Source organism: Mycobacterium sp. E796, assembly GCF_001672815.1.
Taxonomy (GTDB): Bacteria; Actinomycetota; Actinomycetes; order Mycobacteriales; family Mycobacteriaceae; genus Mycobacterium.
The window spans coordinates 12045-37833 of sequence record NZ_LZKK01000103.1 but is presented as its reverse complement, the minus strand read 5'-3'; the positions used below and the strand labels follow the sequence as shown (position 1 = coordinate 37833).

Genomic DNA, 25789 nt, shown 5'->3' with positions numbered 1-25789 from the left:
GGCCACCTACGGGTTCAATGGCATCGACGCGGCCCAAACCACCGGCGACACAGTCGCTTTGACCTATCCCGGCGGCGCGGGCGGCACCGGCGGCATCGGCGGCACCGGCGGCACCAGCCCCGGTTACGGAGGCAGCTACGGCGGCTTCGGCGGCAACGGCGGCCAAGGCGGGATTGGCGGCGACGGCGGGAGCACCCCGCACGGTGGCATCAATGGCGACGGCGGCGCCGGTGGCGCCGGCGGTCCGGGCGGATGGGGCGCACCCGGCGGCTGGGTCACCGGGGTGGGCGGCGCCGACGAGGGCGCCGGGGATGCTGGCGTGGTGTTGCCGGCCGGCGCCGGCGCGGGCTTGCTGCTGGACCCCAGGCCGATCGCCAAAGCGGCGCCCACCAGCAGGAGCGCCAGCAAGGCGCCGATGACCATCAACGGGGCCAATCGCCGCCAGACGGACTTCTGGAATTCCGCGGGCGCGACCGCCGGTTCCTCGGAGGCTTGCTCGGACTTCGGCGCCGGGCTCGCGAACGTAGGGCCGGCGCCGGTGGCCGACCAGGCCATCGCGGGCGCCGTCCCGGGCGAGGGCGCCTCGGCCGTCGCGGTCCCAGCGCCACGACGACCCGGCCAGGCTCGCGCGGTCGCCGTCGCCGTCGCCATCGCAGGAGCCGGTGCCGTCGCCGGCGCGGCCGGAATCAGCGCGGTCGCGGTGTCATCCACCGGCCCCGGCGCGACCCGCAGCGCGGCCCCGATTGCCGCGGTCAGCTGGGGCTGCGGCGTCGTGATGACCGGCACCCGGAAATGTCCCGACAGCGTCGTGGTGACCGCCGGGATGTTCGCCCCGCCGCCCACCGAAACCACCGCGGTCAGATCGCGAATCCCGTTGCGCCGCAATGCCTCATCCAGCACCGCCACGAAGTTGGTCAGCGGCTGGCGGATGGCGTCCTCGAGTTCGTTTCGGGTGAGCCGGATGTCGCTGACGGCCAGGGAAGTCACCGTCGTCGACGAGAGCTGCTCCTTGGCGCCGCGGCACCCGCTGCGCAGCGGGCTCAGCGAGCCGACGCTCGGCGCGTCGGCCATGACGACGGTCAGCAGCGCCTGGTCGATCATGTCGCCCGAAAAGTCGGGATAGCGCACGGTCGGCGCCAGGGCCTGGTAGTTGCCGGCGGCGTCCATCAGCGTGATGCTGGCCCCGCTGCCGCCGAAATCGCACACGGCCACGGTGCCGCGCGCGGGGATGCCCGGGTTGGCCCGTACCGCGAACAAGGTCGCGGCGGCATCGGGGATCAGCACCAGCGGCCGCGCGGGATCCGCCCATTCGGAGACGCCGCCCAGCGCGGCGCCCAGGGCGTGCACGGAGTTGTCGGACCAATGGGCGGGATAGGTCACCGCGATGTTTTCGGGCAACGGACGCCCGCCCGTGGCCGCGTATGCCAGGGCGCGCATAGCGTCGGCGATCAACGCGCCGCCGCGGTGCACCGAGCCGTCGGCGGCCCGGATTCCCACCGGATCCGCGACCCGGTCCACGAAACCGGTGATGACCACGCCCGGCTCGTCGAGTCGAGGGTTTTCCGAGGGTACGCCCACCTCGGGCGGGCGTTCGCGATAGAGAGTGACGACCGGCTTGCGCGTGATTACGAGATTGGCGGTCGCGGCCGCGAGGTTGGTGGAACCAATTGACAGGCCCAGCGCGGGCCTCACCCTATCGACCATGTATCAATCCCCACTTCAGCAGCACGGCTAATCGTGCCGGGGGAACCTATAGCCACTCTCTGTGCATGCTGTGCGTCAGCTGTATAACCGCGTCAGCGAATGGAGCCGGCCCCGGCGATCAGGGGAAGGTCGAGCGGGGTGACCCAGCCCGGGCGCAGGTCGTTGACCGCAGGCACGGCGTTGAGCGCCCGCATCCCGGTGGCCAGACACCCGGCGGTGGCCGCGTCCCGGCCCGAGCCGTCGGTGAACCGGAACGCGGTCTCCTGGAAGATGCTCGGGGTGCCTTCGATGTCCACGCGGTAGACGTCGTTGTCGTGGCCCGACGGCCAGTCGGGGGCGGCGTCGTTCCCGATCCGGTTGACGTGTTCGAGCTGGATGCGCGTCTCGCCCTTGTAGATGCCGTTGATGGTGAACCGGACGGCGGCGACGTGCCCGGGCTTGATCACACCCTTGGCCGTCGTGCGCTCGGTGGGCGTCACCCACTTGTCCCAGGTGGTGGTGATCTCGTCGAGCATGATGCCCGCCGCGTGCGCGATCATCGGCACGGTCGCGCCCCACGCGAAGATCAGCACGCTGGGATTCTCCAGCATCGGGCTGAACTCGGGCTCACGACCGATGCCCATCTCGACCTCGTAGTCGCCCTCGTAGTTTGTGTAGTCCAGCAGCTCCGAGGCGCGGACGCGGCGCACCTCCGAGCAGACGCCCATCAGGGTCATGGGAAACAGGTCGTTGGCGAAACCGGGGTCGATGCCGGTGGTGAAGCACGACGATCCGCCAAGCTCACATGCCTCGGTGATGGGCTCGATCCAGTTGGGCGGGTTGAGGTGCATGGTCGGCCAGACCCACGGCGTCATCGCGGTCGAGCAGACGTCGATGCCGGCCCGCAGGAACCGCGTGATCAGCGCGATGTTGGCGTCGGCGTGCATGGCCGTCGGGCCGTAGTGCACCAGCGCGTCGGGGCGCAGCGCGATCAGCGCGTCGACGTCGTCGGTCGCGATGATGCCGATCGGTTCCGGCAGCCCGCAGATGTCGCCGACGTCGCGGCCGATCTTGTTGGGGTTGCTGACGCCGACACCCACCAACTCGAACAGCGGATGCTTGACGATCTCGGCGATCACCATGCTGCCGACGAATCCGGTGCCCCAAACCACCACGCGCTTTGGCTCGTGTCCCGACATACACACCTTCCTGAGCATCAGCCCCCGGTTCACCCTAAGCATGGCCGCGGTCGGCATCTAGACCAGGCGATGTTTGTGGTACACGATGTGAAACCATGACCAGTCATCTGCGCGGGCCGTCGATCCTGTTGGCGATCGGCGTCGGGCTCGCAACCGGGTGCGGCGTCGCCAACGCCGGGCCCGAGAACCCCAGGGTCACCTACGAGGTGAGCGGCCCGGCCATCGCCGAATACATCTCGTATCAAACCGACAACGGTCAGCTGCACGCGGTGAACGCCACGCTGCCCTGGTCGACGCAGTTCACCGGTTACGGCGGCGAGGTGTTCGTGATCAGCGCCCAGGGGCCGGGTCCCATCTCGTGCAAGATCAAGCTCGACGGCAACGTGGTCAGCGACGCGACGGCGACGACGGGGACGCCGGCCAGAACCGTGTGCACGCACTGATAGCGGCCCAACCGTGTCACTCAAGACAGGCATCGCGACTCGCGCGAACGGGGCGCCGCCGCCCGAGATCCCGCTGGCCGACATTCATCTCGAGTCGCTCGAGTTCTGGGGGTACGACGACGACTACCGCGACGGCGCCTTTGCCACCCTGCGCCGCGAGGCGCCGCTGTCGTTCTGGCCGGCGGTCAAGTACGAAGGGTTCGAGGCCGGCAATGGGTATTGGGCGCTGACCAAGCACGACGACGTGCACTACGCCAGCCGCCATCCCGACATCTTCAGCTCCGCCGGCGGCATCACCATCGGCGACCAGATGCCCGAACTGGCCGAGTATTTCGGCTCGATGATCGTGACCGACGATCCCCGGCACCAGCGGCTGCGCTCGATCGTCAGCCGCGCGTTCACCCCGAAGGTGGTGGCGCGCATCGAGGCTTCGGTGCGCGAGCGGGCGCACCGGCTGGTGTCGTCGCTGATCGCCAATCATCCCGACGGCGAGGCCGATCTGGTCAGCGAGCTCGCCGGGCCGCTGCCGCTGCAGATCATCTGCGACATGATGGGCATCCCCGAGGAGGACCATCAGCGCGTATTCCATTGGACCAACGTCATTCTCGGGTTCGGTGACCCCGACCTGTCGACCGATTTCGGGGAGTTCACGCAGGTTTCGATGGACATCGGCGCCTATGCCGCCGCGCTGGCCGAGGATCGCCGCGTCAACCACCACGACGACCTGACGACGAGCCTGGTGGAGGCCGAGGTCGACGGCGAGCGGCTGACATCGCAGGAGATCGCGTCGTTCTTCATCCTGCTGGTCGTCGCCGGCAACGAGACGACGCGCAACGCGATCAGCCACGGTGTGCTCGCGCTGTCGCGCTACCCCGACGAGCGGGAGAAGTGGTGGGCCAACTACGAAGGCCTGGCCCCCACCGCCGTCGAGGAGATCGTGCGGTGGGCCTCCCCGGTGGTCTACATGCGGCGCACCGTGACCCGCGACACCGAGCTGAGCGGAGTCAAGTTGGCGGCCGGCGACAAGGCCGCGCTTTGGTACAACTCGGCCAACCGCGACGAGTCAAAGTTCGCCAACCCGTGGATGTTCGACGTGGCCCGCGATCCCAACCCGCATCTCGGCTTCGGCGGCGGCGGCGCCCATTTCTGCCTGGGCGCCAACCTGGCCCGCCGCGAGATCCGGGTCGTCTTCGACGAATTGCGCCGCGAGATTCCCGACATCGTCGCGGTCGAGGAACCCTCGATGCTGCTGTCGCAATTCATCCACGGCATCAAGAGGCTGCCGGTCGCGTGGACGCCAAGGAGCTGATGTCCCTACCGCGAGCAGACGCAAAAGCCCCTTCCCGCACGGCGTGTCGGGGGCTTTTGCGTCTGCTCGGCGCGCCATAGGCTCACCGACGTGACCATTCCCGCGTTTCCCTCCCCCGACGTGCTGGCCGCCCGCGAGAAGCTGGTGCTCGACCACTTTCACGACGAGGTCCGCCAGGCCTGGGACGACGTGCTGGCGACCTTCCCGCACCCGCGCTACGAGCTGATCCCGCAGATGATCGTCCACGACGGCGACGAGGCGGTGCGCGGCTACTACGTCTATACGCGGACCGCGTTCCCCGATCAGGACCACGAGATCATCGCGCTGCGGCATAGCGCCGACGCGGTGATCGTCGAGTTCTGGCTGATGGGCACCCACCGCGGATATCTCGGCAAGGTCCCGCCCACCGGCAGCCGCTTCCGGGTCCGGATGACCGCCTACTTCGTTTTCGACGAAACCGAAACGCTTGTCTGCGAACGCATTTACTTCGACACGCTGACCATGATCAAGCAGCTGCTGGGCGGGCTGGACATGAAGAAACCGGGCAACTGGTTGCTCGCCGCGCGCTGCGTGCGCGGCTTCCTGTCCATGTCGTCGGAAAAGCCGGACCCCGCACTGACTTCCGCATAGACCGGCCGCTAGCAGCCCAGTTGTGCTGCCAGGTCCAGGAAGTCGGACGCGTTGACGTCGAACTCGTCGGAGTAGGCCACGTCGGCGTCGCCGTCGGCCCCGAACTCCAGCGGGCGCGCGACGAAGGCCGTCGCAAAACCCAGCCCGCCCGCCGCGCGGATGTCGTACTTGTGGCTGGCCACCATCATGATCTCAGCGGGCTGCAGGCCGAGGTAGGTCGCGGCCATGCGATAGATCGCCGGGTCGGGCTTGAACACCCCGGCCATCTCGGCGGCGAAGATCGCGTCCCAGGGCAGTCCCGCACGCTTGGAGATGTTGACCACCGCTGACACGTCGGCGTTCGACAGAGTGGCCAGTGTGTACAAGCGCTTCAACCGCGTCAGCCCGGGCACCACGTCCGGCCATGGCCGCAACCGCTGCCAGGCCAGGGTGAGCTCGTCGCGCTCGGCGTCCGAGAAGCCCGCGATGCCGCCGTCGTCCAGGACGGCATCCAAAGCGCGCCGATATACCGAGTGCACGGGGACCCAGCCACTGCCCTGCGCATCGTCCAACGCCGCGAAGTAGCCTGCGCGCCAACGCCGCACAAAGTCGCCCCAGTCGGCCTGAGGGTGCCGGCCCGCGCTGATCCGCGCCGCCTCGTCGCACACGGTCGAATGAAAATCCGTCGCCGTGCCCTGCACGTCGAACAACAGCGCCTTAACCACAAGCCTCATCATGCAGGTTAAAATCTGCGACGTCGAAACGCTTGACCATCCATGCCGAGGCGGTTAGTTCGTGGCCGAACCTGACGAGAGCGAGCCCGACTACCGCTTCACCTTCGCCAACGAGCGAACCTTCCTGGCCTGGCAGCGCACCGCGCTGGGTCTGCTCGCCGCGGCGGTCGCCCTGGTCCAGCTGGTTCCCGAACTGACCGTGCCCGGGGCGCGGCGCGCACTCGGCATCGGGCTCGCCGTGCTGGCGACCCTCACCAGCGGAATGGGTCTGGTGCGCTGGCGGCAGGCGGATGTCGCCATGCGACACGGCGATCCGCTGCCCCGCCATCCCACCCCGGCCTACCTCGCGGTGGGCCTCAGCGTGGTGGGGCTGGTCGCGATCGGGCTGGTGATCGCCAAGGCGGTCATGGGTTGAGCGACGCGACGCCGACGGTCCGTCCGCGGGCTAACGAGCCGGCCGACCGGACGACCCTGGCGTGGACGCGGACGGCTTTCGCGTTCCTTGCCAACGGCGCGCTGCTGATGGTCAGGAACCTGCACGGCCCCGTCGGGCCGTGGCAGTTGATCCCCGCCCTTCTGGCCGCGGCCGTCGCGCTGGGCACCTACCTGATCGCGGTGCGACGCCAGCGCACGCTGCAGCGGCAGCCACTGCCGGCGCGCATCACCCCGCGCCGGCAGGTGTACAGCATCGGGGCCGCCGTGCTGGTGCTCATCGTCGTGACGACGGTCGCTCAGCTGGTGTAGCGAAAGAGTCCCGGCGGCAAGACAAGCCAAGAAAAGCCGTGGTGCGCTGGAGGACTTTCGCCCCTGGCGTGCCCCCGCGTGCCGGGCGTTAGCTTGAGGCCGAAGGAGGTACTCATGACTGTTCGGCCGCGAGTCCTTGCCGCTTCCGTCGTTGGCGGTCTCGTCCTGACCTGGTTGGTGCTGATGCCAAGGATCGTGCGACGCAACCGACGGGTGCTGTTCGACCGGGCCTGGTTCAAGAAGTTCCTGACCACCTACAACGGCATGACCCGCAACATCGCGGGCACCAAGCGAACCTCCTGGGGACTGCTGACCCATGTGGGGCGCCGCAGCGGTCGCGTCTACCAGACGCCACTCGGCACGAATCCATACGGTGACGGATTCCTGCTGCCGCTGGGTTACGGCCCGCAGACGGACTGGTACCGGAACCTGCTGGCCGCCGGGGTAGGCACGCTTAACTGGCGGGGTCGCACGTATCAGCTGGAGCGCCCCGAGCTCATTTCCGGGCGCGAGCCCATGCGGTCGTGGCCGATCGGATCACAGATCATGTTGCGATTGGCCGGAATCCATGAGTTTGTCTGGCTGCACCAAAGCACGGACGAGGCCGCGGAACGGCTCGTCCCATCGGCGCAACGCGCGCGAGTGTGAAGGCCCTGCGTGTTCCCGCCGGGGTCGATGCGCGTGACATCACTGTTCAGGGCATCCGCACGCGGGTGTTCGAGGTCGATCCCCACAATGACGTCACACCGCTGATCCTGCTGCACGGCGGTGGCGTCGACTCGGCGCTGGTGTCGTTTGGTTCGGCGCTGGTTGTGCTCGGCGAGCGCCGGCGCGTCATCGCTCCCGACCTCCCGGGATACGGCGAAACCGAGTTTCCGGAGTCGTCGTTTTCCATCCCGTGGTACGGCGACTGGGTCGCCGACCTGATTCGCGCCTACGGCTTCGATCGCGTGGATCTCGGGGGGTTGTCGCTCGGGGGTTGGATCGCGCTCGAGATGGCCATCACCCGCCCCGATGTAGTACGCCGCGTCGTCGCGATCAATCCTGGCGGCATCACTGAGAAGTACAAGTTCATGCGCACCGCCGAATGGGTCGCCCACCATCCAGGACTGGGAAAGCGGATGAACGAGCTCGCGGTGAGCCTGGGGCGCGGGCTTGTTCGCGCGCAGTTGCGCGCCAGCCTCGGCATGAAGAACGCCTCGGCGCTGTCCGACGACTTGATCGACGCGGTTGTCATCAGTGGCAAGCTCCCGCATGCGGGCGAAGCGTTCGCCGCCACGCAACGATGGGCGTTCGGCGCAGGACCGGAGGGCCTGTCGCTGGTGTCCAGGCTGCCGCGCATCACGGCCAGGACGCTGGTACTGGCCGGGCGCGACGACAGGCTTGTGCCGGTGGCCGATTCGATTCGCGCCTCGCGACTCGTCCAGGACGGACGGGTGCGGGTCCTCGAGCCTTGTGGGCACTGGCTTGTGCGCGATCGCCCCACGGAATTTGTCCAGGCGGTGAATCAATTCCTCGACGCCGCCTGACGAATTTCGTTACCAGAGAAATTTCATGAAAGTTCAAGCAAATTCCCAGGTTTGGGGTCCTGCTCATCTGGGCAAAATTTTGGCATGATCGCACGTCACATCACTCGTTTCGCTGTTTCTGCGGCAGCGGCGGTGTCGGGCATCGGCGCCACCGTTGTCGCGCCCGCCATCCCCGTAGCCTTGGCCCAATGTCCGGACGTCCAGGTGGTCTTCGCCCGCGGCACCGGCGAGGACCCCGGCGTCGGGCCGACCGGACAGGCGTTCGTCGACAACCTGCGCTCGCGCATCGGCGGAAAGTCACTCGACGTCTATCCCGTCAACTACCCCGCCAGCAATGATTGGGGCACCGGCCTCGACGGCATCAAGGACGCCGGCTTCCACGTCGAGGACATGGCGAAGACCTGCCCGAACACCAAGATGGTGCTCGGCGGCTACTCGCAGGGCGCGGCCGTCATGGGCTTCGTCACCTCGGCCGCCGTCCCGGACGGGGTCGACCCCGCGACCGTGCCCAAACCGATGGACCCCGCCGTGGCCGATCACGTCTCCTCGGTCGTGCTCTTCGGCATGCCCAACGTCCGCGCGATGAACTTCCTCAACGAGCCCCCGGTCGCCATCGGCCCGCTGTATCAGGCGAAGACCATCAAGGTGTGCGCCCCAGAGGACCCGGTCTGCTCGGACGGGATGAACTTCGCCGCGCATAACACCTACGCCTCCGACGGGGGGATGATCGACAAGGGCGCGGCTTTCGCGGCCAGCCACCTCGGCGGCAACGCGGCGACGGCCGGGGCTCCCAGCGGAGGCTTCGGCACCTGAGCCGATGACTTTCGTCCCTGGCGCACCACCGTCCCTCGGCGGTCAACTGGACGCCGAGGGAGGTGGTGGTCATGGGCAAGCGACTGGCGGGGCTGGTGCTGCGTGACGACGGGCTGGTGTCCGTCGCGGACTCGATTCGGGCCGCGCGGCTCGTCGCCGACGGCGAAGGCGATCAGGTCGCCGCGCTGGGTTCCCGTGTCGGGAAGCGGAAACCGCAATGAAGCCGCTCCTGTTTCCCGAGGACACCTCCTTCTGGTTCGAGACCCTGCGGGCCTTGGGCCACACCGCATACGGCGGTGCCGACATCGGCGAGGTGCTCACCACCGCACAGGCCATCACCGCCGGCGATTACGACAGCTGGTACGACGAATGGTCGGCCACCGCGGACTGGGTTGCGGCCGAGGCCGAAAAAGCGCTGGCCGCAGGCCACCGCATCAGCGCCCGCGATGGGCTGATGCGGGCCAACAATTACTACCGGTCTGCCGAGTTCTACTTGCACGGAAACCCCGATGACCCCCGCATCGACCACGTCTACAACCGAAGCCGCGAGTGCTTTCACACCGCCGCCGCTCTCTTCGACCCACCGATCGAGCCCGTCGAGATCCCTTATGAGGGAACCGTTTTGCACGGCTACTTCTACCGCGCGTCAGGAACAGGCGACGAAACCGCCACGCGCCCAACGGTGATCATGCACAGTGGATTCGACGGCACGTGCGAGGAGCTGCACTGGTTCGGCGCCGCCGCGGGCCAGGAACGCGGCTACCACGTGCTGACGTTCGACGGGCCGGGGCAGCCCGCGGCCCGTCGCCTCGACGGCCTCGTCTTTCGTCCGGACTGGGAGAACGTCGTCACTCCGGTACTGGACTGGCTCCTGGAGCGTCCCGGCGTCGATCCAGCCCGAACGGCGCTGTTCGGTCTCTCCATGGGAGGCCTGCTCGCTCCACGGGCCGCCGCCTTCGAGCACCGATTGGCCGCCTGCATTGCCATGGACGGCGCCTACGACCTCGGCGTCACTGTGGCCGAGCCCATGCCGTTGGCACGCGCGGACGCCGAGGCCTTACTCCGGGCCGAATCGGCACCGGAGGCCGACACGATGATCGAGCAGTTGATCGCGTCCAACCCGAATATCAGATGGGCGACCGCCCACGGCCAATACGTTATGGGCGTCAACACCCCCCGCGCCTTTTTGGCCTGCTACCTCGACTACACGCTGGCCGATGGCATCGCCGAGCGCATCAGCTGCCCCACTCTGGTCTGCGACGCCGCCGAGGACATTTTCTTCGCAGGCCAACCCAAGCTGCTTTTCGAGCACCTGACGTGTGAGAAAACGTTGTTGGCGTTCACGGCAGCCGAAGGCGCGGAAGCGCATTGCCAATCCGGCGCCCAACGCCTCGCGCTGGGGCGCGTCTACGACTGGCTCGACACCGTGCTGGCCGGCATCTAACCGGCCTTGGCGTTCAGGAACGCGACGATCCCCTGGGTGACGGCATTGGCATACCGCGCCCGCCCGTCCGGGCTTTCCATCCGCGCGGCCTCGTCGGCGTTCTTCATGTTGCCCAGCTCGACGAGTACGGCCGGGTAATCGGCCAGGTTGAGCCCGGCCAGGTCGGCGCGCCCGTAGAGGCCGTCGGACCCGATGTAGGTGGACGGGTGAAAACCCGCCTGCACCAATGCGTCCCGCATCGTGCGCGCCAACTGCACCGACGGGCCGGACTGGGACTCGTTCAGCGGCGGGCTGGAGTAGTTCACGTGGAAGCCCGAGCCGGAGGCGGGGCCGCCGTCGGCGTGGATGCTGACGATCGCGTCGGGGTGCATCGCGTTGGCCGCCGCCGCGCGTGCATCGACGCAGGGGCCGACGGAGCTGTCGTCGGCGCGCGACAGCTGCGTGTGGACCCCCATCGAGTTGAGTTGAGCGCTGATCAGACCCACCACGGCCCAGGTGAACGCGTGCTCGGGGTAGCCGTCGTCGGCCGCGGCGCCCGAGGTCTGGCATTCCTTGGTGCCCCCGCGGCCGTTCGGCACCTGTTGGCTGATCGAGGCGTCGTTGACGGCGTTGTGGCCCGGGTCGAGAAAGACGCCCATCCCGGCGATGCCGGCGCCCGCTCGGGGCGCCTCGGCCAGGGCGACCCCGACGAGCGCCGGTGCGACGGCGGCGTATCGCAACACGTCGCGCCGTGAAACGGACCCCGGGGCACCCACCCGCGCGATAGTAACAACCTGTCCCGGCCCCACCCTGTCTCGATGCAGCAAAGATTGACAACCGCCGCCATCGGCCGGCAACTCCGGCTGACAAACTGGGCTATTAGCATCACTGAAGGGAGTCGAAACAGTTTCTGGGTAAACCCTTTTCGCGGCAATGCCGTCACGCAGCGCGCGGCGCTCGAAAAGCACTGGTGTGAGTTTCAGGAAGGAGAGGTCCCGTGCCCTACTCAACCGAACACGACGGGTTCAAGCTCTACTACGAGCGCTCCGGGCAGGGTGTCCCCGTCGTCCTGATCCACGGCAATCCCGGCGACCACACGGAGTACTCCAGAGTCGTCCCCCAGCTCAAGGCACGGGCGGACGTCACCGTCATCGACTTGCGCGGTTACGGCAAGTCGGACAAGCACCTGGAGGACCCGACCGCCTACGCACTCAATCGCCAGGTCGGCAGCGTCATCGCACTGCTGGAAGAACTGAGTATCAGCAACGCCGTGCTGGGCGGGTACGACATCGGCAGCTTCACCGCCCAGACGATCGCGGCCACCCGGCCCGATCTGGTGCGGTCGCTGGTAATCGCACCGCCCACCATGGGGGTAGGGCGACGGATTCTCGAAGAGGACGCGGTGAACGCGTTCGTGCACGCCATCTTCTACAAATCCGAACTGGTCGAGGAAATCATCGACGGGAAACCCGACGCCGTCCGCGCGGCACTCAAGGAAAACCTGTTGAACTGGTCGGCACCCGGATCGACCGTCGTCGACGACCTCCTGGACCACTTAACCGAGAACCACTCCGCACCCGGAGCCTTCCTGGCCGGCGTTCTGTGGTTCCGCAACGCCGAGGGAAACCCGATCACCTACTACGCCAACGAGACAACACCAGCCCGCGAAGACAGGTTCGCCAAGCCCGTGACCATCTTGTGGCCCGACCAGGATCCGTTGTTCCCGCAGACATGGAGCGACACCCTGGATGACTTCTACGCGGACTTCACCCTCGAATACCTCGAGAACTGCGGCCATTTCAGCCCACTGGAGTCACCCGACACCTGGTCCAAGCACCTGCTGGCACACATCAGTCGCTGACCGCCGGGCTCGACACCTGAACAACCCACCCACGCCTCTTGTCAGGGCGGCCCTGACACCGTAATGTGTCAGGCAGATCCTGACAACTGGGAGTCCCCATGAGCCCCACGAAGCAGACCGCCAAGATCTGGTGTTCGTTCTGCGGCAAGTCCAACACCGAGGTCGACAAGCTGGTGGCCGGCCCGGGCGTGCAGATCTGCAACGAATGCATCGAACTGTCGCAGGCCATCATCGACGAGTACCGGGGCAAGCCGGCCGAGCTGCGAATGCCGATCTGGGAGTCGTGGAGCGATCAGCAGATGCTCGACCACATCCCCCGCATGGCGGTGGTGGCCCAGCAGGTCGAGACCGACCTGCGCGACTGGGTGCGCGAGCTGCGCCGGCGCGGGGTCACCTGGGCGAAAATCGGCCAGACGCTGGGCATCACGCGCCAGTCCGCGTGGGAACGCTTCTCCGGCGAATAGATTTCAGGCGTTGGTTAGCGCCTGCGCCGCGGCGCGGAACATGGTCTGCTTGATCGCGCCGAGCGTGCCGGGGTCCTTGCCGGACAACGGGCGCAACAGGTCGGTGGCGGCGGCCGTCACCTCACCCTCGCCCGCGGTGGCGTCGACGATGCCGAACTCGACGGCCTCGGTCCCGCCGAAGCGGCGCCCGGTGGTCATCGACGCGATCGCTGCTTGAGGCGTGAGTTTGGCCTGGATCAGTGCGGCCATGCCGTCGGTGAACGGGATCCGGATGTCGACCTCGGGAAAGCAGAAGTAGCCCCGGTCGGCGCGCATCACCCGCACGTCGTGCGCCATCGCCAGCATGGCGCCCGCGCCGAAGGCGTGCCCGGTGACCGCGGCGGCGGTCGGCGTCGGGAAGGTCAGCACGCGGGCCAGCAGGGCCTGCACCCGGCCGACGTAGGACTGGGTCTGCTCGGCGTGGGCCGAAAGCCAGTCCAGGTCCAGGCCGTTGGTGTAGAACTTGCCGCGCGCGGTGGTGACCAGGCCCTGCGCGCCGGCGGCCTCGATCTCGTCCAGGTGGGCGTTGATGCCGTCGAGAAACTCCGGCGAGAACCGGTTTTCGTCCTCGCCGAGGTCGACGACGGCGATCTTGTCGTCCCAGGCCAGTGTTGGTGTCATTTCTTGTTCCTTTCTGTGCTTCTGCGCCGCAACGGCGGCGGGCCGACGGCCAGCACGGCGCGGACCGCGGCGCGCAGTCGTTCCCGTGCGTCTTGATCGTGGATTCGCTTGCGTTCCAAGAGGATTGCCGTCGGGAGGTCGACGATGCACATGGTGATGACGTCGACGGCCGCGGCATCCTTGCGGTCCCATAGGGCGCGGGCCAGTCGGATCATCGCCTCGACCAGCAGCCGGTCCAGGTCGCGCAGCTGGGCGGCGATCTCGGTCGGCGTCTCGGGGCCCAGCAGTTCGTCGCGGCGCACGGTCAGGATCAGCTGCGAGGAGTGCGGGAACTGTTCGGCGAACACCGCCGGCGCTTCGGCCGCGGCCACCACCGCGTCGGCGGCGTCGCCGTCGAGCGCGGCGTCGATCAATTCGCCTTGCGCGCTGAGGAATCGGTGCCCGGCCCGCAGCCAGGCGCGGCCCACCAGGCCCGCGCGGGATCCGAACGTGTGGTAGAGCGCGCCGTTGGACATGCCGGTCGCGTCGCTGATCGCGCGGATGGTGACGGCGGCGGGCCCGGACTGAGCCGCCAGCAATTCCGCGGCATCGAGGATCCGGTCCTGGTCGTGGACGCGTGGGCGGGGCACCTCGGCAGCATAACAGAGCATCCGCTCTGTTATCTACGGAGTTGGTCGGTCAGACCTCATCCGGCGTTGGCAGGTCGCATTGCCGTTGCGCAGCGAGCAGAACCGAGCCGGCGGTCACGAATGCCTTTTTGTTGCGGTCGGCGCAGTCGATGGGCAGGTCGGCGGCCAGGCGCAGCACCATCTGGGCGAGCGCGGAGTTGGTTGCGTACGGGACGACCAGGAGGTTCGCGCACGCTTCCCAGCCGTTGATCGTCATCACGTGCTGGCGCTTGTGCTCCCATCCCGGCCAGTTCAGGTCGGGCGGTCGTTGCAGCGGTGACCAGTTGACGTTGATGGATTTGATGTCCCCGAGCAGCGGGGTCAGCACCGCGACAAGGGAGGGCAGTTCGTTTGCGATGCGGTCCACGCGCGGCCACCACGCGCCGTCGATGTCGTGGCCCAATTCGCGCGCCACGCACACCCGTATCGGGTTGGTTCCGTGCCGGCCTCGGAGGAGGTGCATCGGTACGTGTTGCACCGCGCGATCAGTTGCGGTTTCCACGGGCAGTTCCTTCACGGTCGGCGTCGACCGCCCCTGGCGCTGGGGCGACGGAGGAATCGCATTGCCTGTGGATGCCGCGGAGCACCGCTGACAACGAAACGGCTCGTTTTCAAACGTTACGCCAGTGCGTCGCCGCGGAGCCGCGTGGGTCCGGTTTCAGGGGCTGTGGCCATTTTCGGCCCCGGCTGGGAAGGGTGTGGTGCTTCCGGGAATTGATAGCGCACGCGCTATCGATTCCGCGGATCACCTAGTGGGTCACGGATTCAGCCCTGCTGAATGTTGTTGTCGTAGCCCGAGTTTGTGATCTTCGGCGTGCCCGTGTGGTACGTGACGTTGTTGCTGTATCCAGAGACGGTGATGGCGTCGACGCTGTCGACGTTGACCTTGTTGTTGTAGCTGGAGATCGCAAGACCGGCGCAGTGGCCGGTGACGTTGAACTCGTTGCCGTAGCTGGAGATCTTCAGGTTGCCGTCGTTGCAGGTGTCGACGCGGACCACGTTGCTGTATCCGGTCGACTCGATGGCGTCGGCGTTGTCGACGGTGACGTTGTTGTCGTAGCCGCCCACGGTGAGGCTGGCGCAGTGGCCGGTGATCACGTACTTGCTGTCGTACGCGGCGAGGGTGAGCTTGCCGTTGTTGCAGGAGATCGTCCTGGCCTGCGAGTTGTCGCTGACGCGCAGCTCGCCGCCCCACGGCACCGCGGTGGGACCGCTGGACGTCGTCCTGCCGGCGCCACCTCTCGATATCGAACTACTCATGGACGTCCTGGCGAACGTCATCACCAGGCTGATGATGATCGGCACGACGACCGCGACCAGGACGAGGACGAGGTACCAGGGGTAGCGCTTGCGCCGCGGCTGCGGGGCGCCCCAGGGGAACGGCCCGCCACCCGTATAGGTCGGGCCACTGCTGTAGGTCGGGGCGCTGTACGTCGGGGCACTGTAGGTCGCGCCGCCCGTGTACGGCGGCGGGTTCTCCGTGTACGTCTCGCCTCCCGTGTACGGGGGCGGGGTTTGCGGGGGCCGGGTGACGTCGGCAAGCTCGCGTTCCAACTCGCGAATCCGCTTTTCGGGATCGTCGTCCTTCATTTGCCAAATGGTTCCACATCCGCAGCTAGGCGGACAGCCCTCAATTTGCCGCGACGCAGGACATCTTGGCGAGCCGGGCCCGAAGCTCCTAGGACACCGGAATCGGCCCGATCGGGTTGCCCGGCCGGATCGACGAACAGTTTTGCGGCGCAGTCGATTCGGCGAAGCGCTGCTTGATCCAGGCGATCGAGTTCGGCAGCCAGAGCGCGAGGCTGAAGATGTGGCTGAGCGCGTCGTACTCCTCGTAATGGACCGTCCTGCCCGCCGCGCAGTACTTGCGGGCGAGCGTTCGCACGTCGCCGGCGATCATCACGCCGTCGCCGGCGCCGATGCCCGGCTTGTTGCCCGACGTGCCCTCGCGCTCACCGCCGGCGCCCTGGCCGATGAAGAGCGGGGTCCTCGGCGTACCGCCGGTGCCCATGATCAGCTTGTTGACCGTCTCGACATAGAGCGGGATGCTCTCGGGCGTCGGGTACTCGGGCTTGGCCAGGTCCGTCCATTTCAGGCGCTCGTACCTCAGGCCGAGGACGTCGACGATCGACGCGGCCTGAATCTCGTTGCAGATCTGCACGCCGCGGTCACTGAGGTACGGCGTGAAATCGATGTGGAAGGCGCGCGCGATGCCGACGAGCGCCATCGCCATGACACCTGCCCACATCAGGCTTCCGTCGACGTAGTGCAGGTTGTGCGCCGGGTGGACGAGCAAGCCCCCTATCGCCGCGCCGATCAGGTGCTCGTCGACGTCGGGCGCATACGTCGGGGCGTATTCGGCGGCCCACTCGGTGGCGATCGCGCCGCCGGAGTATCCGAGCATCGCAACCTTGGCGTCGCTGTCGATGGTCGACGAGTTGAGAGCGGCCTTGATCGAGTAGAGCGTGTTCATTCCGTACTCGGGCCCCGCGGCGAAATCCGCGCTTTGGCCCTCGGTGTCGGGGACGATGACGGTGTACCCCTCAGCGAGGAACGGACCGAAGACCCCCAGCTCGACGTTAGGGACGACTCCGGCAAACGTGGGACATCCGCCCGAGATCGCGTACGACGGCTCGTCGTTCTGGTTGAGCGAGTCGTAGGCGGACTGATAGGAGATCACCTTCGTCTTGTCTCTCAGCCCTCGCGGCTGAATGACCGAGGTGACGTTGACAGTCGGGGCTTTGGTCTGGCTGGTCGAGCGGTAGAGCAGCTGCGTGGTCTCGAGCAACGTTGGCAAACCCAATATGTGGTAGGAAACGCCGCGAGTATCCAGCACCGTTCCCGGCAAGATGTCCGGCAGCGGCGGAGGGCCGGTGTAGGAGTAGAACGGATCGTCCTTGGGGTACGGCGGGGCCATGACCCCGCCGTTTGGTGTTGCAGTCATGGCTTTCCGTTACGCGTGGGCGCGGCGACGCTGCGCCTTGGCCTGCGTTCCCGTGCGCGCCGCCGCCGCCCTCTCGCCGTTAGACCGCACCGAGGCGCGCTGCCCTGTGCGGGGCTGGACGGTCCTGGGCACCGGGTCGAACGCGGCGGGATCCGCCAGGTACGCGCGGAAGATGCCGGCCATTGTCGCCGCCTGGTAGCCGTCGACGAACCGGTGATCCAGCCCGATCGACAGTGGCAGCACTGGACGCACGACGGGTTGACCGCCCAGCGCCAACACCTTGTCCTTCACCGCGCCGATCATGATCCCCAGGGGCACGTGGCAGAACGTGGGCCATGGGGCAGCGGCCGTGTCGAGACCGTAGGTGCCCACATTGCTCACGAGTATCGAGCCGTAAGGGCGGCCTTCCAGCCCAAGGAAGGGGATCGGTAATTGAAGGCTCTCGGTGACGAAGCCGAGCGCATCCATTACCGGGCGAAGTAGCAACGGCGGCAGCCCCTTGACCATCGCCTTTCCCTTCTTGAACTGTGGATCTTCACCTTGGCGAATGCGTTCGACATGATCGGCGAGTTCCTTGGCGATCGCCCAGGGCCGTTTCTCGTTGATGCGGCGCACCACGGTGCCCGAGAGGTCGGCGCCGGCGGCTGCGGCTCCGGATACGAGGTCCGTCCGCAGCGATACCACGAAGAAGCAGTCGACGGTCGGTGACGGCAGGAAGCCGCCGAGTACGACCCGGCCGTTGAGACCGGGCAGCGCCTCGATGACCTTGCCCGCGGCCCTGCCGACGAGGTCCATGGGGGTGACGTGTTGGCCTGTCGCCTCGCGGACCTGGCGCAGGTACTCGAGCAGCCGCGTCGCTTCGATATCGATTGTCGCCCAAATGATCGGGTCTTTGCGCGGCCGCCAGGTGGCCATGGCGATCTTCCGCCAGACGGAGAACGGGATGACAGATGGAGTGGTCAACATCGTCGGAACTTCCTCTTCGAAGCAGGTACCCGAGTCTCCGTCCAGGGTCGCGACACGGACAGAGGACAAGGTCCCCTCGTCGCGGGTGAATTCCTGCCCAACAGGCGGCGAACCGAAGCGGTCCTGGCGGTTCTGCCGGAAACCTGGGTGTAACGTCCGCAGTCGCTGGACCAGCAACACCCGCTCACTCTCGGCCCGCTCGCTTGCGCGCCGACGGATCCTTGGGGGCGCCCCGTGAGCACATCCGAGATGGCCGACGTGTCGGCGACGACCGATACGGACGAGGTCGTGGTGTCGCTGCATGACGAGGCCCTGCTGGTCGGCGGCGACCCGGCCGCCGTCGAGTCCTATCTGGCGCGGCTACGGGCGGCCGCCGGGCAGGCCATGCGAGTCGCCGGGATCGACGGCGGCTTGCTCGCCGGGCTGGCCTCCGTGCTGGCCGGCTCCGGCAAGTACGTGCAGCTGCACCGCGAGAGCCTTGACGCCTTGAAGGACGGCAACCTCGTTCCGTTGAGCGACGGCGTCTTTCGAGTTCTGACGGACGCTGAGTTCTTGACACCTCTGCAGTGGCGACCGGCGCTGCTCGGCCCGGAAGCCATCGCGTCGGCGCAGATGATCGCGGTGCAGATGGCGTTGACGTCCGCGGTCGCCCAGGTGGAAGACGCCGTCCGGCGCGTGGAGGACAAAGTCGACTCGGTGCTCGAAGTCGCTCGGGCGCAGCGCGCCGGCGACGTGCTGGGCAACAGCCTGACGATTTCACGGATGGTCGACTCGCTGGAAAAGTACGGGTCGCTCCCCGACGCGTACTGGGAGTCGGTGGCCACACTGGGGCCGGCGCTCAACGTCACCGTCGAGCAATTACGAAACCACGTCCGGCGCGTCGTTGCGTCGTTCGATCACACCCTGGGCGTGCAGCACCGCGCCGAAAAGCTGCGAAACGCGGTCAACGACAACCGGCTTGGCGAAACCCTGAGCCTGTTGGTGATCGCCGAAGGGGCGCTGCACAAATGGCAGCGGCTGAACCTCGCGCGCATCGAGGCGACGCAACCCGAGCACCTGCTGCGCGCGATCGACGACGCCCGCGAACTCGTCGACCATCATCTGCGCGAAGACGTCGACATCTACGGGAACGCGAAGGAAATCCTCGACCGGTTCGCGAAGCCGGCGGTGCTCGACGGCTTCCGATTCTGGGCGGTGCGCGAGCTGGCCAGGCAACGCCGCGCCCTTCGCGACGAGCTCGACCGTTTCGCGGAGGCGCGCCACCACCAGGTCGAGACCTGGGAGGACTTCCACATCCCGAGCGTGTTCGACGCCGCCTTCGCCACCATCGGGTCCGCCGCGACGACGACGGGCCATGCGCTGGCGGCCGTCGGCCGCGGGCTCGTTTGGGTGGGCGGACAGCTGGCAAGTCCGTTACGGGGCACGCGAACCGAAGAGCAGCGAAATGTAAGCCACGGCAAGGACTCTGAATTTCAGGCTGGCAGTGCCGGACTCGCGGACGCCGGCCCGTCGTGCTGAACAAACGGTCATGCTAGTCACAGCACCCCACACTCGCCTGGCCCAGTCCGACCTCTTCTTCTGATACTTCACCGCCCCTGACACGCAGTGATGTCATTGAGGCACGTTGCGCGGGCGGGCGACGATGACCGGCGTGCGTGTCGCCTGTACCACCGCGGCGCTGACGGATCCGAGCAGCAGCTCGGCGAATTCGCCGCGGCCGCGGGTGCCGACCACGACCAGCTGGGCGGTTTTGGCCTGCTCGATGAGATGGTGCGCCGGCCGGTCGAATACGACCACGCGGCGCACGCGAACGTCGGGGTAACGTTCCTGCCAGCCGGCCAGGCGCTCGGCGAGGGCTTCATGCGCTTGCGGCTCGACGTAGGCCCACTCGAGCTCGTGAATGCCGAAGGGATCGCTGTCGCATGCGGCGTGCAATGCCACCAACTCGACGCCGCGCCACGAGGCTTCGCCAAAGGCGATCGCGGTGGCCAATTCCGATGCTGGCGATCCATCGATGCCCACCAGCACCGGCGCATCCAAAGACTCCGCCGCGGCAGTGGAGTCGTCATGGATGACCGCGACCGGGCAGTGCGCGCGGTTGATCAGCGCCGTGCTGACCGAGCCGAGTAGCACGCCCGCCACCGACGCCGTACCGCGTCGGCCCACCACCGCGATCTGGGCGTGGTTGGACAGCTCGAGCAGCGCGGGTGCGGGCGCGCCGGCGATCGCCCTGGTCTGGATGCGCAGGTTACCGGCGATGTCATTGGCCGTCTGGGTCGCGTCGTTGATCAGGTGCTGGGCATATTCTTCCTGCGCGCGCGCCGCTTCTGGCGGGGTGGGCGCCGTCCAGACAATCAGCGACGACCCGGGCATCAACGGCGGGTAGGCGTGCACGATGGTCAGCCCGATATTGCGCATCGCGGCCCAGCGTGCGGCCCACCGGACGGCCGCGGTCGACGCGGTGGATCCGTCGACGCCGACCACAACTCCGAGATGTTCTGAGCGGTCCGGCATTTCACTCTCCCCGGCGATCGTGAGGCACGTCCACCAGCCAGGAATCTGCGCCAACAATTGCGACGAAGCGGCTCATGCACTACGCCGATCCGATTAGGGACGTTGCCGGCTACGGCTGCTGCGCCGGCGTCAGCACGCTGAACACCGCGCCCTGCGGGTCGGTCAAGACAGCCGACCGTCCCACCGACGGAATGTCGAACGGCTGGACCATGACCTGCCCGCCCCCTTCGGCCGCCTTGGCGGCAGTGGCATCAGCATCGTCGACGGCGAAGTAGACATTCCAATGGTTGGGCACACCCGGCATCGGCGGTTCCATGCACCCGCCGACATCGTTTCCATCGACCTTGAGCAGCGTGTAGGTCTGACCTGGTCCCATCTCCACGGCGGCGTGCGTCAATCCGACCACAGCCTCGTAGAAGGCCAGCGCCGATTCCGGCTTGTCCGTGATCAATTCGTGCCAAATCGGCGCGCCCGGCTCGCCGACGAGCGTCGCGCCGATGTGGCGGTTGGCCTGCCACAGTCCCACGGCCGCGCCGGTCGGGTCGGCGACGAATGCCATCCGGCCGGCTTCTTCGATATCGAAGGGTGGCATCAGCACCTGCCCGCCCGCGGACCCCACCTTGTCGACCGCCGCGTCGACGTCGTCCACCGCGATGTAGGTGTTCCACATCGGTGGCATGCCCTCGGGTGCACCCGGCGGCATCGGCGCGATCGCCGCCACCGTTTCTCCGTTCACCGTGGCCATGGCGTACACACCGCCTTGAGGCATCGGGTTGTCGTCGTAACTCCAGCCCAACAGCGATGCGTAGAACTGTTTAGCCGCGGACTGATCGGTGGTTTGCAGGTCGACCCAGTTCGGCGTGCCCTGGGCGTAGTGGCTGATCTTGGGCATGATTCATGCCTTCCATCTGGCGAATGGATCGGCACCGGCCGGTGTAGCAGACGAGTCGATCGAGGATTCGGGCATCGAGTTCGGTTGCAACGGTTCGGCGTAGGTCGGATGGCCACGCCTTCCGGCGCGACGAGTTCGCGGCCAATTCCCGGACACCGGTTTTCAAGCTACCACCGGCCGAAACCGGTAGCCAGAGCGAGCGAAATCCTAAGTAACGAACGGGAATTCAAGGGAGGAGATGGCCGGCGAAGTGACTGCCGTGGTGTCCGCATCCGGCGGGCGTTGGTCACCGTCGTCCCAGCAGTCGCGCCGCCGAACCACTATGCGATGTGTCCACCTCGTAGCGACTTTCCAGCGACAAGCGTCTGCATCCGTAGTGCCGCCGTCTGGTCAGTGCCTGCTGAGCGCTTTGCGCCTGCTCGACGTGGCCTTCGGTGAACGATCCGCGGGGACGCCTTTGACCTTCTTCGCCGCTCGCACCGGCGGACGCTCGGTCGGTCGAACATCGAATGTCAGGCCGACGGGTGCGAGCATGTTGACCAGTGCGTCAAGGCTGAACTTGCTGATCTTTCCGTTCAGGAGATCCGAAACTCGGGGCTGGGTCACGTGAAGACGTGCCGCAGCTTCGGTCTGCGTCCAACCTTCTTCCTTGATTCGCTGCTCGATGGCAATCATGAGCATGCCGCGCGCGGTGAGGTTGGCTGCCTCCTCTGGGGCCTCAGCGAGGTCGTAGAAGACGCTGTCAGCCATCTCTTGCCTTTCGATAGCGCTTCTTGGCGAGATCAATATCGGTCTTCGGTGTCCTTCGCGACTTCTTCGTGAAGACGTGAAGGACGCAAATCGTGTCGTGGAACTTCGCGACGTACATCAGCCGCGAAATGCCGTCGGCGTCCTGCACTCGTATCTCGTATGTACCGGGGCCCACGGCGCTCATCGGTTTGTAGTTGTTGCGCATCAGCCCCATCTGCACTCGCTGCAGCTGCTGGCCGAGCTGATCCCGGGTGGCCGGACGGTGATCACGGATGTCGTCGCGAGTTGTGCCAAGCCATCTGATCGGATTCAGATCGATGCCCATTTTATATCAGAACCAATATAGATGCCAGGTGAGATCCCATGGCGGGACGACACACCAGGCACGTAACGCCGACGGCCTCCCTCCGCGCGAAGCGCCCCCACCACAACTCGACAACCACGGCCGTATCCAAGCACCGGCTACCGACAGGCAATCTCATGAGCCACGCGGGTACCCGACCCGGCCATGAGGCGATTTCCACTTGCGCTATCACCGGCGATAGCACAAATGACATTCACCTATTGGTCGGCCGCGTTACGGGCTCGGTAAGTACGCCGATGATTGCCGACTCGTCCACGATCACCCTGGGAGCCCTCGCTCGTCGTAAAGCGGATCCGCGTGGTCCAGCCGCTTGGCCTCCTGGATCATCCGGCTCGCGGTCTTGCGGCCGATCGCCAGGAGCCGGGCCACAAGATCGTCTCGTTGCAGTCTGGCCAGGCGCTCGTTCACCGCGGTCGCCACAACCTGAGCCTGGGATTCACCCGTGATTTTCACGATCTGCTTGACGGCTTCGTGGACCGACGCATCCTTGATCTTCAATGCCATGACGAGACCTTTCTACCTCCGCAATGGTATGAGCAGAGCCAGCCACGGCGGTGGGGTTCGCCGGCCGGGACGCTTGTCGCTGAAAAGTCGCTCAGAGCCGGGCACTTCGCATGGTGGTCCGGCAAAGCCGGGATGCCCTGCCGACCCTCCGGTTCCCCAACGTCACCTGAGATGCGGTCGACGTAAACGAGCCGCTGGAATCGAATCTCCCGCTTCACGTAAGGTAGCGGTTTCGCGCAATGGAGGTCGGCCGTGATCGATTTCGGGTTATCCGGCAAGCGCGCCGTGGTGTCGGGCGCGGGCTACATCCCGGAGCGCGCGGGCCATGGCTGGTTCACCTCGTTGGCCCTCGCCGAGGCGGGCGCCTCGGTGGCTTGCATCGATATCGACGAGCAGCGCGCGAATCGCATTGTCGGCGAGATCGTCGGCCGCGGAGGTAATGCCGTCCCGATCGTCGCCGACATGACCGACGCCGCGCAGGTCGGTCGGGCGATCGACGAGGCCGTCACCGCCCTCGGCGGTGTTGATGTCTGCGTCGACATCATCGGCGGAGCGACCTGGTCGAAGGTCGAGGACTTCACCACCGAATCATGGGACGCGACAATCCATTACAACCTGACCCAGGTCTACTACCTTTTTCAGGCCGTCTCGAGGCGCATGATCGCCCAGCGCAGCGGTGGCTCGTTGGTGGCGATCGCCTCGGTCGACGGCATCGCAGCAGCGGCCTACCACGCCGCCTACGGCGCCGCCAAGGCCGGCGTCATCTCGCTCGTCAAGACCTTCGCCGACGAACTGGGACGCTATGGCATTCGCGCCAACGCCGTCGCGCCGGGCAACGTGGGCACCGGCAACGAGGACCAGCCGCCAAACGAGTACGCCGTCAACGGAATTAACCCACTGGCGGCGCCCCGCGCGCACGACATCGCCAACGCCGCGTTGTTCCTGTCCTCCGAGCTGGCCGCCCGCATCACCGGTCAGACGCTCGTCGTCGACGGCGGTGCCACCATTCGGCAGCTGTGGGGCCTGCCCGAATCGATGATCCCTTCGGACCCGGACCAGGCACTGCCCGACTTCATGAGGCCCGGGCCGACGGGCTAGCGCTGATGGATTAGCGGCAGGCCCGGCACCGAGCTTCTCCCCTTGAGCACGTAGGGGGTCGCGATCGAGCCGATGTAGATGTCGCGCATGTCGTTTCCGCCCCAGGCGATGCTGGTCGGGCCGCTCAATAGCGCGCCGTCGGGGTCTTCGATCACGGTTGTTGCCCGGCCGTCCGGGCTGATTGCCACGATCCTGTTGGCGAGAACGAGTGTCACCCAAAGGTTTCCATCGGCATCGAATGCGCATCCGTCGGCCATTCCCCACCGGCGGCTCACCTGCGGGTCGGCCAGGAACCGTTCGCAGTCGGGTCCGAACTCCTCGGGGAGCCGGCCGCCCAGCGGCGGCCCGAATCGCTCTTGCGGGCCGAGTGTTTCCCCCCTGATCGGAAACCGCACCACGTCGGCGGCTACCGTGCGCACCACATACAGGTAGTCCTCGTCGCGATCCAGTGCCATGCAGTTTGGGAAGCTCACTGCGTCGGCGACCACGTGCGCCGATTGGCGATCCGGTGCGACGCGAAAGATGAACCCATTGGCGGTGCCTCGTGCGATGGTATCCATGAGATCGTCGGCCATCGTGCTCACCGAACACCACAGCGCCCCAACCGAATCGACCAGAACAAAGTTCAACCATCGCAGCGGGCGTCCATCGAGGTGGCCGCCCACCACCGTCGTGATCGCGCCGGAGGCCGGGTCGAGGTCCTGCAGCACACCCAAACCGAAATTGGCGATCAGAAAATGGCCGTTGCGGTCGAGCGCGATCCCGTTCGGCTCGCCGCCCGCGTGCCCGATGCGCCGAATGGTGTTCTCGTCAATGAGTTTTGCGACGGCGGAGGCTTTGTCGGAGGCGAACACCCGACCGTCACCAGCCACCACAACATGTTCCGGACGATCCACGCCGGGCCCGACAGGGTGCAAACCGGTCACCGCGATGGTGGCCTCGCCCTTTCCCGTCATCGATGCCCCTGGTTGACTCGTCGCACGCGAAGTCACGCTAGCGGAGCTGGCGCATCATAGAAGGGTGCGGATCGCAGTCGGGGTTTCCACCGCGCCCGACGCGAGGAAGGCCGCGGCGGAGGCGGCAGCGCACGCGTGCGACGACCTCGCGGGTGAGGCGCCATCGCTGGCCGTGCTGCTCGCCTCGCCAGCACACACGGACCAAGCGGTCGACGTCCTCGACGCGGTGCAGCGGACGGTCGAGGCGCCCGCGCTGATCGGCTGCGTCGCCCAGGCGATCGTCGCCGGCCGCCACGAGATCGAGGATGAGCCCGCGGTGGCAGTGTGGCCGGCGTCCGGCCTTTGCCGCCGAGACGTTCGCGCTGGAGTTCGTTCGCACCGGCTCGGGCGGCCTGATCACCGGTTACCGGTTCGACCGGACCGCGCACGATCTGCACCTGCTGCTGCCCGACCCGTACACCTTCCCCTCGAGCCTGCTCGTCGAGCACCTTAACACCGACCTGCCGGAACGACCGTGGCGGGCGGCGTGGTCAGCGGCGGGCTTCGACCAGGCGACATCCGGCTGATCGATGACTGCGGCGCCAAGATCCCTGCGAAGCTGGCGGAAATCTATTACGACGACCTGCCGCTGACAAAGACTTCCCGGCACCGGTCGAAAGCGC

General features: G+C 66.9%; 30 protein-coding genes and 1 pseudogene. 15 read left to right on the top strand and 16 right to left on the bottom strand.

The genetic code is table 11. From position 1 onward, the window contains the following. Window positions 1-135: 135 nt before the first annotated feature. The gene (locus A5706_RS34925) at window positions 136-1704 is read right to left on the bottom strand and encodes an Hsp70 family protein (RefSeq protein WP_068129058.1); all 1569 of its coding nucleotides are present in this window, start codon (window positions 1702-1704) and stop codon (window positions 136-138) included. A 92-nt stretch (window positions 1705-1796) separates the two neighbouring features. Continuing rightward, window positions 1797-2882, bottom strand: a complete 1086-nt coding sequence (locus A5706_RS08510; RefSeq protein ID WP_068129069.1) for a dihydrodipicolinate reductase — start codon at window positions 2880-2882, stop codon at window positions 1797-1799. Between the two features lie 95 nt (window positions 2883-2977). Here A5706_RS08510 and A5706_RS08505 point away from each other — a divergent pair, with 95 nt between their 5' ends. From A5706_RS08505 to A5706_RS08495, 3 genes are all read left to right on the top strand, one after another. Then, on the top strand, window positions 2978-3325 hold the full coding sequence (locus A5706_RS08505; RefSeq protein ID WP_068129054.1) for an MmpS family transport accessory protein: 348 nt from the start codon (window positions 2978-2980) through the stop codon (window positions 3323-3325). A gap of 13 nt (window positions 3326-3338) precedes the next feature. Further along, entirely contained in the window at window positions 3339-4634 is a 1296-nt protein-coding gene (locus A5706_RS08500; RefSeq protein WP_068129052.1) for a cytochrome P450, read from the top strand. Window positions 4635-4724: 90 nt separating this feature from the next. Then, window positions 4725-5264: an ester cyclase gene (locus A5706_RS08495; RefSeq protein WP_068129050.1), complete on the top strand. Its 540-nt coding sequence runs from the start codon at window positions 4725-4727 to the stop codon at window positions 5262-5264. Between the two features lie 8 nt (window positions 5265-5272). Here the strand turns inward: A5706_RS08495 and A5706_RS08490 are convergent, their stop codons facing one another. Beyond that, window positions 5273-5980: a haloacid dehalogenase type II gene (locus A5706_RS08490; protein ID WP_082964256.1), complete on the bottom strand. Its 708-nt coding sequence runs from the start codon at window positions 5978-5980 to the stop codon at window positions 5273-5275. Between the two features lie 58 nt (window positions 5981-6038). Here A5706_RS08490 and A5706_RS08485 point away from each other — a divergent pair, with 58 nt between their 5' ends. The 7 genes from A5706_RS08485 (at window position 6039) to A5706_RS08460 (ending at window position 10507) form a co-directional block, all read left to right on the top strand. After that, window positions 6039-6392 (top strand): YidH family protein, encoded by a 354-nt coding sequence (locus tag A5706_RS08485; RefSeq protein WP_068129048.1) that lies wholly within the window; start codon window positions 6039-6041, stop codon window positions 6390-6392. Continuing rightward, window positions 6389-6721, top strand: coding sequence for a DUF202 domain-containing protein (locus A5706_RS08480; protein WP_068129046.1), 333 nt, complete (start codon window positions 6389-6391; stop codon window positions 6719-6721). Before A5706_RS08485 ends, A5706_RS08480 begins: the two co-directional genes overlap by 4 nt. A gap of 114 nt (window positions 6722-6835) precedes the next feature. After that, window positions 6836-7369 (top strand): nitroreductase family deazaflavin-dependent oxidoreductase, encoded by a 534-nt coding sequence (locus A5706_RS08475; RefSeq protein WP_156767016.1) that lies wholly within the window; start codon window positions 6836-6838, stop codon window positions 7367-7369. Further along, window positions 7366-8250: an alpha/beta fold hydrolase gene (locus A5706_RS08470; RefSeq protein WP_068129044.1), complete on the top strand. Its 885-nt coding sequence runs from the start codon at window positions 7366-7368 to the stop codon at window positions 8248-8250. Before A5706_RS08475 ends, A5706_RS08470 begins: the two co-directional genes overlap by 4 nt. A gap of 84 nt (window positions 8251-8334) precedes the next feature. Beyond that, window positions 8335-9063, top strand: a complete 729-nt coding sequence (locus A5706_RS08465; protein WP_068129041.1) for a cutinase family protein — start codon at window positions 8335-8337, stop codon at window positions 9061-9063. Window positions 9064-9134: 71 nt separating this feature from the next. After that, window positions 9135-9284, top strand: a complete 150-nt coding sequence (locus A5706_RS32925) for a hypothetical protein (protein WP_156767015.1) — start codon at window positions 9135-9137, stop codon at window positions 9282-9284. Then, entirely contained in the window at window positions 9281-10507 is a 1227-nt protein-coding gene (locus A5706_RS08460; protein ID WP_068129040.1) for a S9 family peptidase, read from the top strand. The genes A5706_RS32925 and A5706_RS08460 overlap by 4 nt, the downstream gene beginning before the upstream one ends. Here A5706_RS08460 and A5706_RS08455 read toward each other — a convergent pair. Further along, entirely contained in the window at window positions 10504-11262 is a 759-nt protein-coding gene (locus tag A5706_RS08455) for an Rv3717 family N-acetylmuramoyl-L-alanine amidase (protein ID WP_068129038.1), read from the bottom strand. The two genes, A5706_RS08460 and A5706_RS08455, sit on opposite strands and share 4 nt — an antisense overlap. A gap of 221 nt (window positions 11263-11483) precedes the next feature. On the opposite strand from A5706_RS08455, the gene A5706_RS08450 reads away from it, so the two are divergent. Together A5706_RS08450 and A5706_RS35200 are read left to right on the top strand one after the other, a co-directional pair. Continuing rightward, a complete protein-coding gene (locus tag A5706_RS08450; protein WP_068129036.1) occupies window positions 11484-12347 on the top strand; it encodes an alpha/beta fold hydrolase in 864 nt (287 codons plus the stop codon). Between the two features lie 98 nt (window positions 12348-12445). Next, window positions 12446-12811 (top strand): ClpX C4-type zinc finger protein, encoded by a 366-nt coding sequence (locus tag A5706_RS35200; RefSeq protein WP_068129034.1) that lies wholly within the window; start codon window positions 12446-12448, stop codon window positions 12809-12811. A 3-nt stretch (window positions 12812-12814) separates the two neighbouring features. Here A5706_RS35200 and A5706_RS08440 read toward each other — a convergent pair whose 3' ends face one another. The 6 genes from A5706_RS08440 to A5706_RS32920 all read right to left on the bottom strand — a co-directional run bounded on the left by A5706_RS08440 (window position 12815) and on the right by A5706_RS32920 (window position 18049). Then, entirely contained in the window at window positions 12815-13471 is a 657-nt protein-coding gene (locus tag A5706_RS08440; protein WP_068129032.1) for an enoyl-CoA hydratase-related protein, read from the bottom strand. After that, complete coding sequence (locus A5706_RS08435; protein WP_068129063.1) at window positions 13468-14100, bottom strand: TetR/AcrR family transcriptional regulator; 633 nt, start codon at window positions 14098-14100, stop codon at window positions 13468-13470. Before A5706_RS08435 ends, A5706_RS08440 begins: the two co-directional genes overlap by 4 nt. Window positions 14101-14149: 49 nt before the next feature. Continuing rightward, entirely contained in the window at window positions 14150-14602 is a 453-nt protein-coding gene (locus tag A5706_RS08430; RefSeq protein ID WP_068129061.1) for a DUF5994 family protein, read from the bottom strand. A 302-nt stretch (window positions 14603-14904) separates the two neighbouring features. Next, complete coding sequence (locus A5706_RS08425; protein WP_068129031.1) at window positions 14905-15729, bottom strand: DUF3060 domain-containing protein; 825 nt, start codon at window positions 15727-15729, stop codon at window positions 14905-14907. A gap of 88 nt (window positions 15730-15817) precedes the next feature. After that, window positions 15818-17083, bottom strand: a complete 1266-nt coding sequence (locus A5706_RS08420; protein WP_068129029.1) for a lipase family protein — start codon at window positions 17081-17083, stop codon at window positions 15818-15820. A gap of 9 nt (window positions 17084-17092) precedes the next feature. Continuing rightward, entirely contained in the window at window positions 17093-18049 is a 957-nt protein-coding gene (locus A5706_RS32920) for a 2-oxo acid dehydrogenase subunit E2 (protein WP_068129027.1), read from the bottom strand. Between the two features lie 249 nt (window positions 18050-18298). On the opposite strand from A5706_RS32920, the gene A5706_RS08410 reads away from it, so the two are divergent. Beyond that, entirely contained in the window at window positions 18299-19567 is a 1269-nt protein-coding gene (locus tag A5706_RS08410) for a hypothetical protein (RefSeq protein ID WP_068129024.1), read from the top strand. Between the two features lie 93 nt (window positions 19568-19660). Here the strand turns inward: A5706_RS08410 and A5706_RS08405 are convergent, their stop codons facing one another. From A5706_RS08405 to A5706_RS08385, 5 genes are all read right to left on the bottom strand, one after another. Continuing rightward, on the bottom strand, window positions 19661-20563 hold the full coding sequence (locus A5706_RS08405) for a universal stress protein (protein ID WP_068129022.1): 903 nt from the start codon (window positions 20561-20563) through the stop codon (window positions 19661-19663). 109 nt (window positions 20564-20672) lie between these two features. Then, window positions 20673-21455 (bottom strand): VOC family protein, encoded by a 783-nt coding sequence (locus A5706_RS08400; RefSeq protein WP_068129020.1) that lies wholly within the window; start codon window positions 21453-21455, stop codon window positions 20673-20675. Window positions 21456-21845: 390 nt separating this feature from the next. Continuing rightward, entirely contained in the window at window positions 21846-22205 is a 360-nt protein-coding gene (locus tag A5706_RS34765; protein ID WP_068129018.1) for a helix-turn-helix domain-containing protein, read from the bottom strand. Further along, window positions 22198-22530 (bottom strand): type II toxin-antitoxin system RelE/ParE family toxin, encoded by a 333-nt coding sequence (locus A5706_RS08390; protein ID WP_068129016.1) that lies wholly within the window; start codon window positions 22528-22530, stop codon window positions 22198-22200. The genes A5706_RS34765 and A5706_RS08390 overlap by 8 nt, the downstream gene beginning before the upstream one ends. A gap of 297 nt (window positions 22531-22827) precedes the next feature. After that, window positions 22828-23073 carry a type II toxin-antitoxin system VapB family antitoxin gene (locus A5706_RS08385; RefSeq protein ID WP_068129014.1) on the bottom strand — a complete coding sequence of 82 codons (246 nt, stop codon included), beginning with the start codon at window positions 23071-23073 and terminating at the stop codon, window positions 22828-22830. 252 nt (window positions 23074-23325) lie between these two features. Between A5706_RS08385 and A5706_RS08380 the strand changes: the two genes are divergently transcribed. After that, on the top strand, window positions 23326-24171 hold the full coding sequence (locus tag A5706_RS08380; protein ID WP_068129012.1) for an SDR family NAD(P)-dependent oxidoreductase: 846 nt from the start codon (window positions 23326-23328) through the stop codon (window positions 24169-24171). Here the strand turns inward: A5706_RS08380 and A5706_RS08375 are convergent. Further along, window positions 24168-25127, bottom strand: a complete 960-nt coding sequence (locus A5706_RS08375; protein WP_068129010.1) for an SMP-30/gluconolactonase/LRE family protein — start codon at window positions 25125-25127, stop codon at window positions 24168-24170. The genes A5706_RS08380 and A5706_RS08375 overlap by 4 nt on opposite strands. Before the next feature lie 64 nt (window positions 25128-25191). Between A5706_RS08375 and A5706_RS08370 the strand changes: the two are divergent. Further along, window positions 25192-25701 (top strand): annotated as a pseudogene (locus A5706_RS08370) (FIST N-terminal domain-containing protein); the annotation flags it as partial. Window positions 25702-25789: the final 88 nt, after the last annotated feature.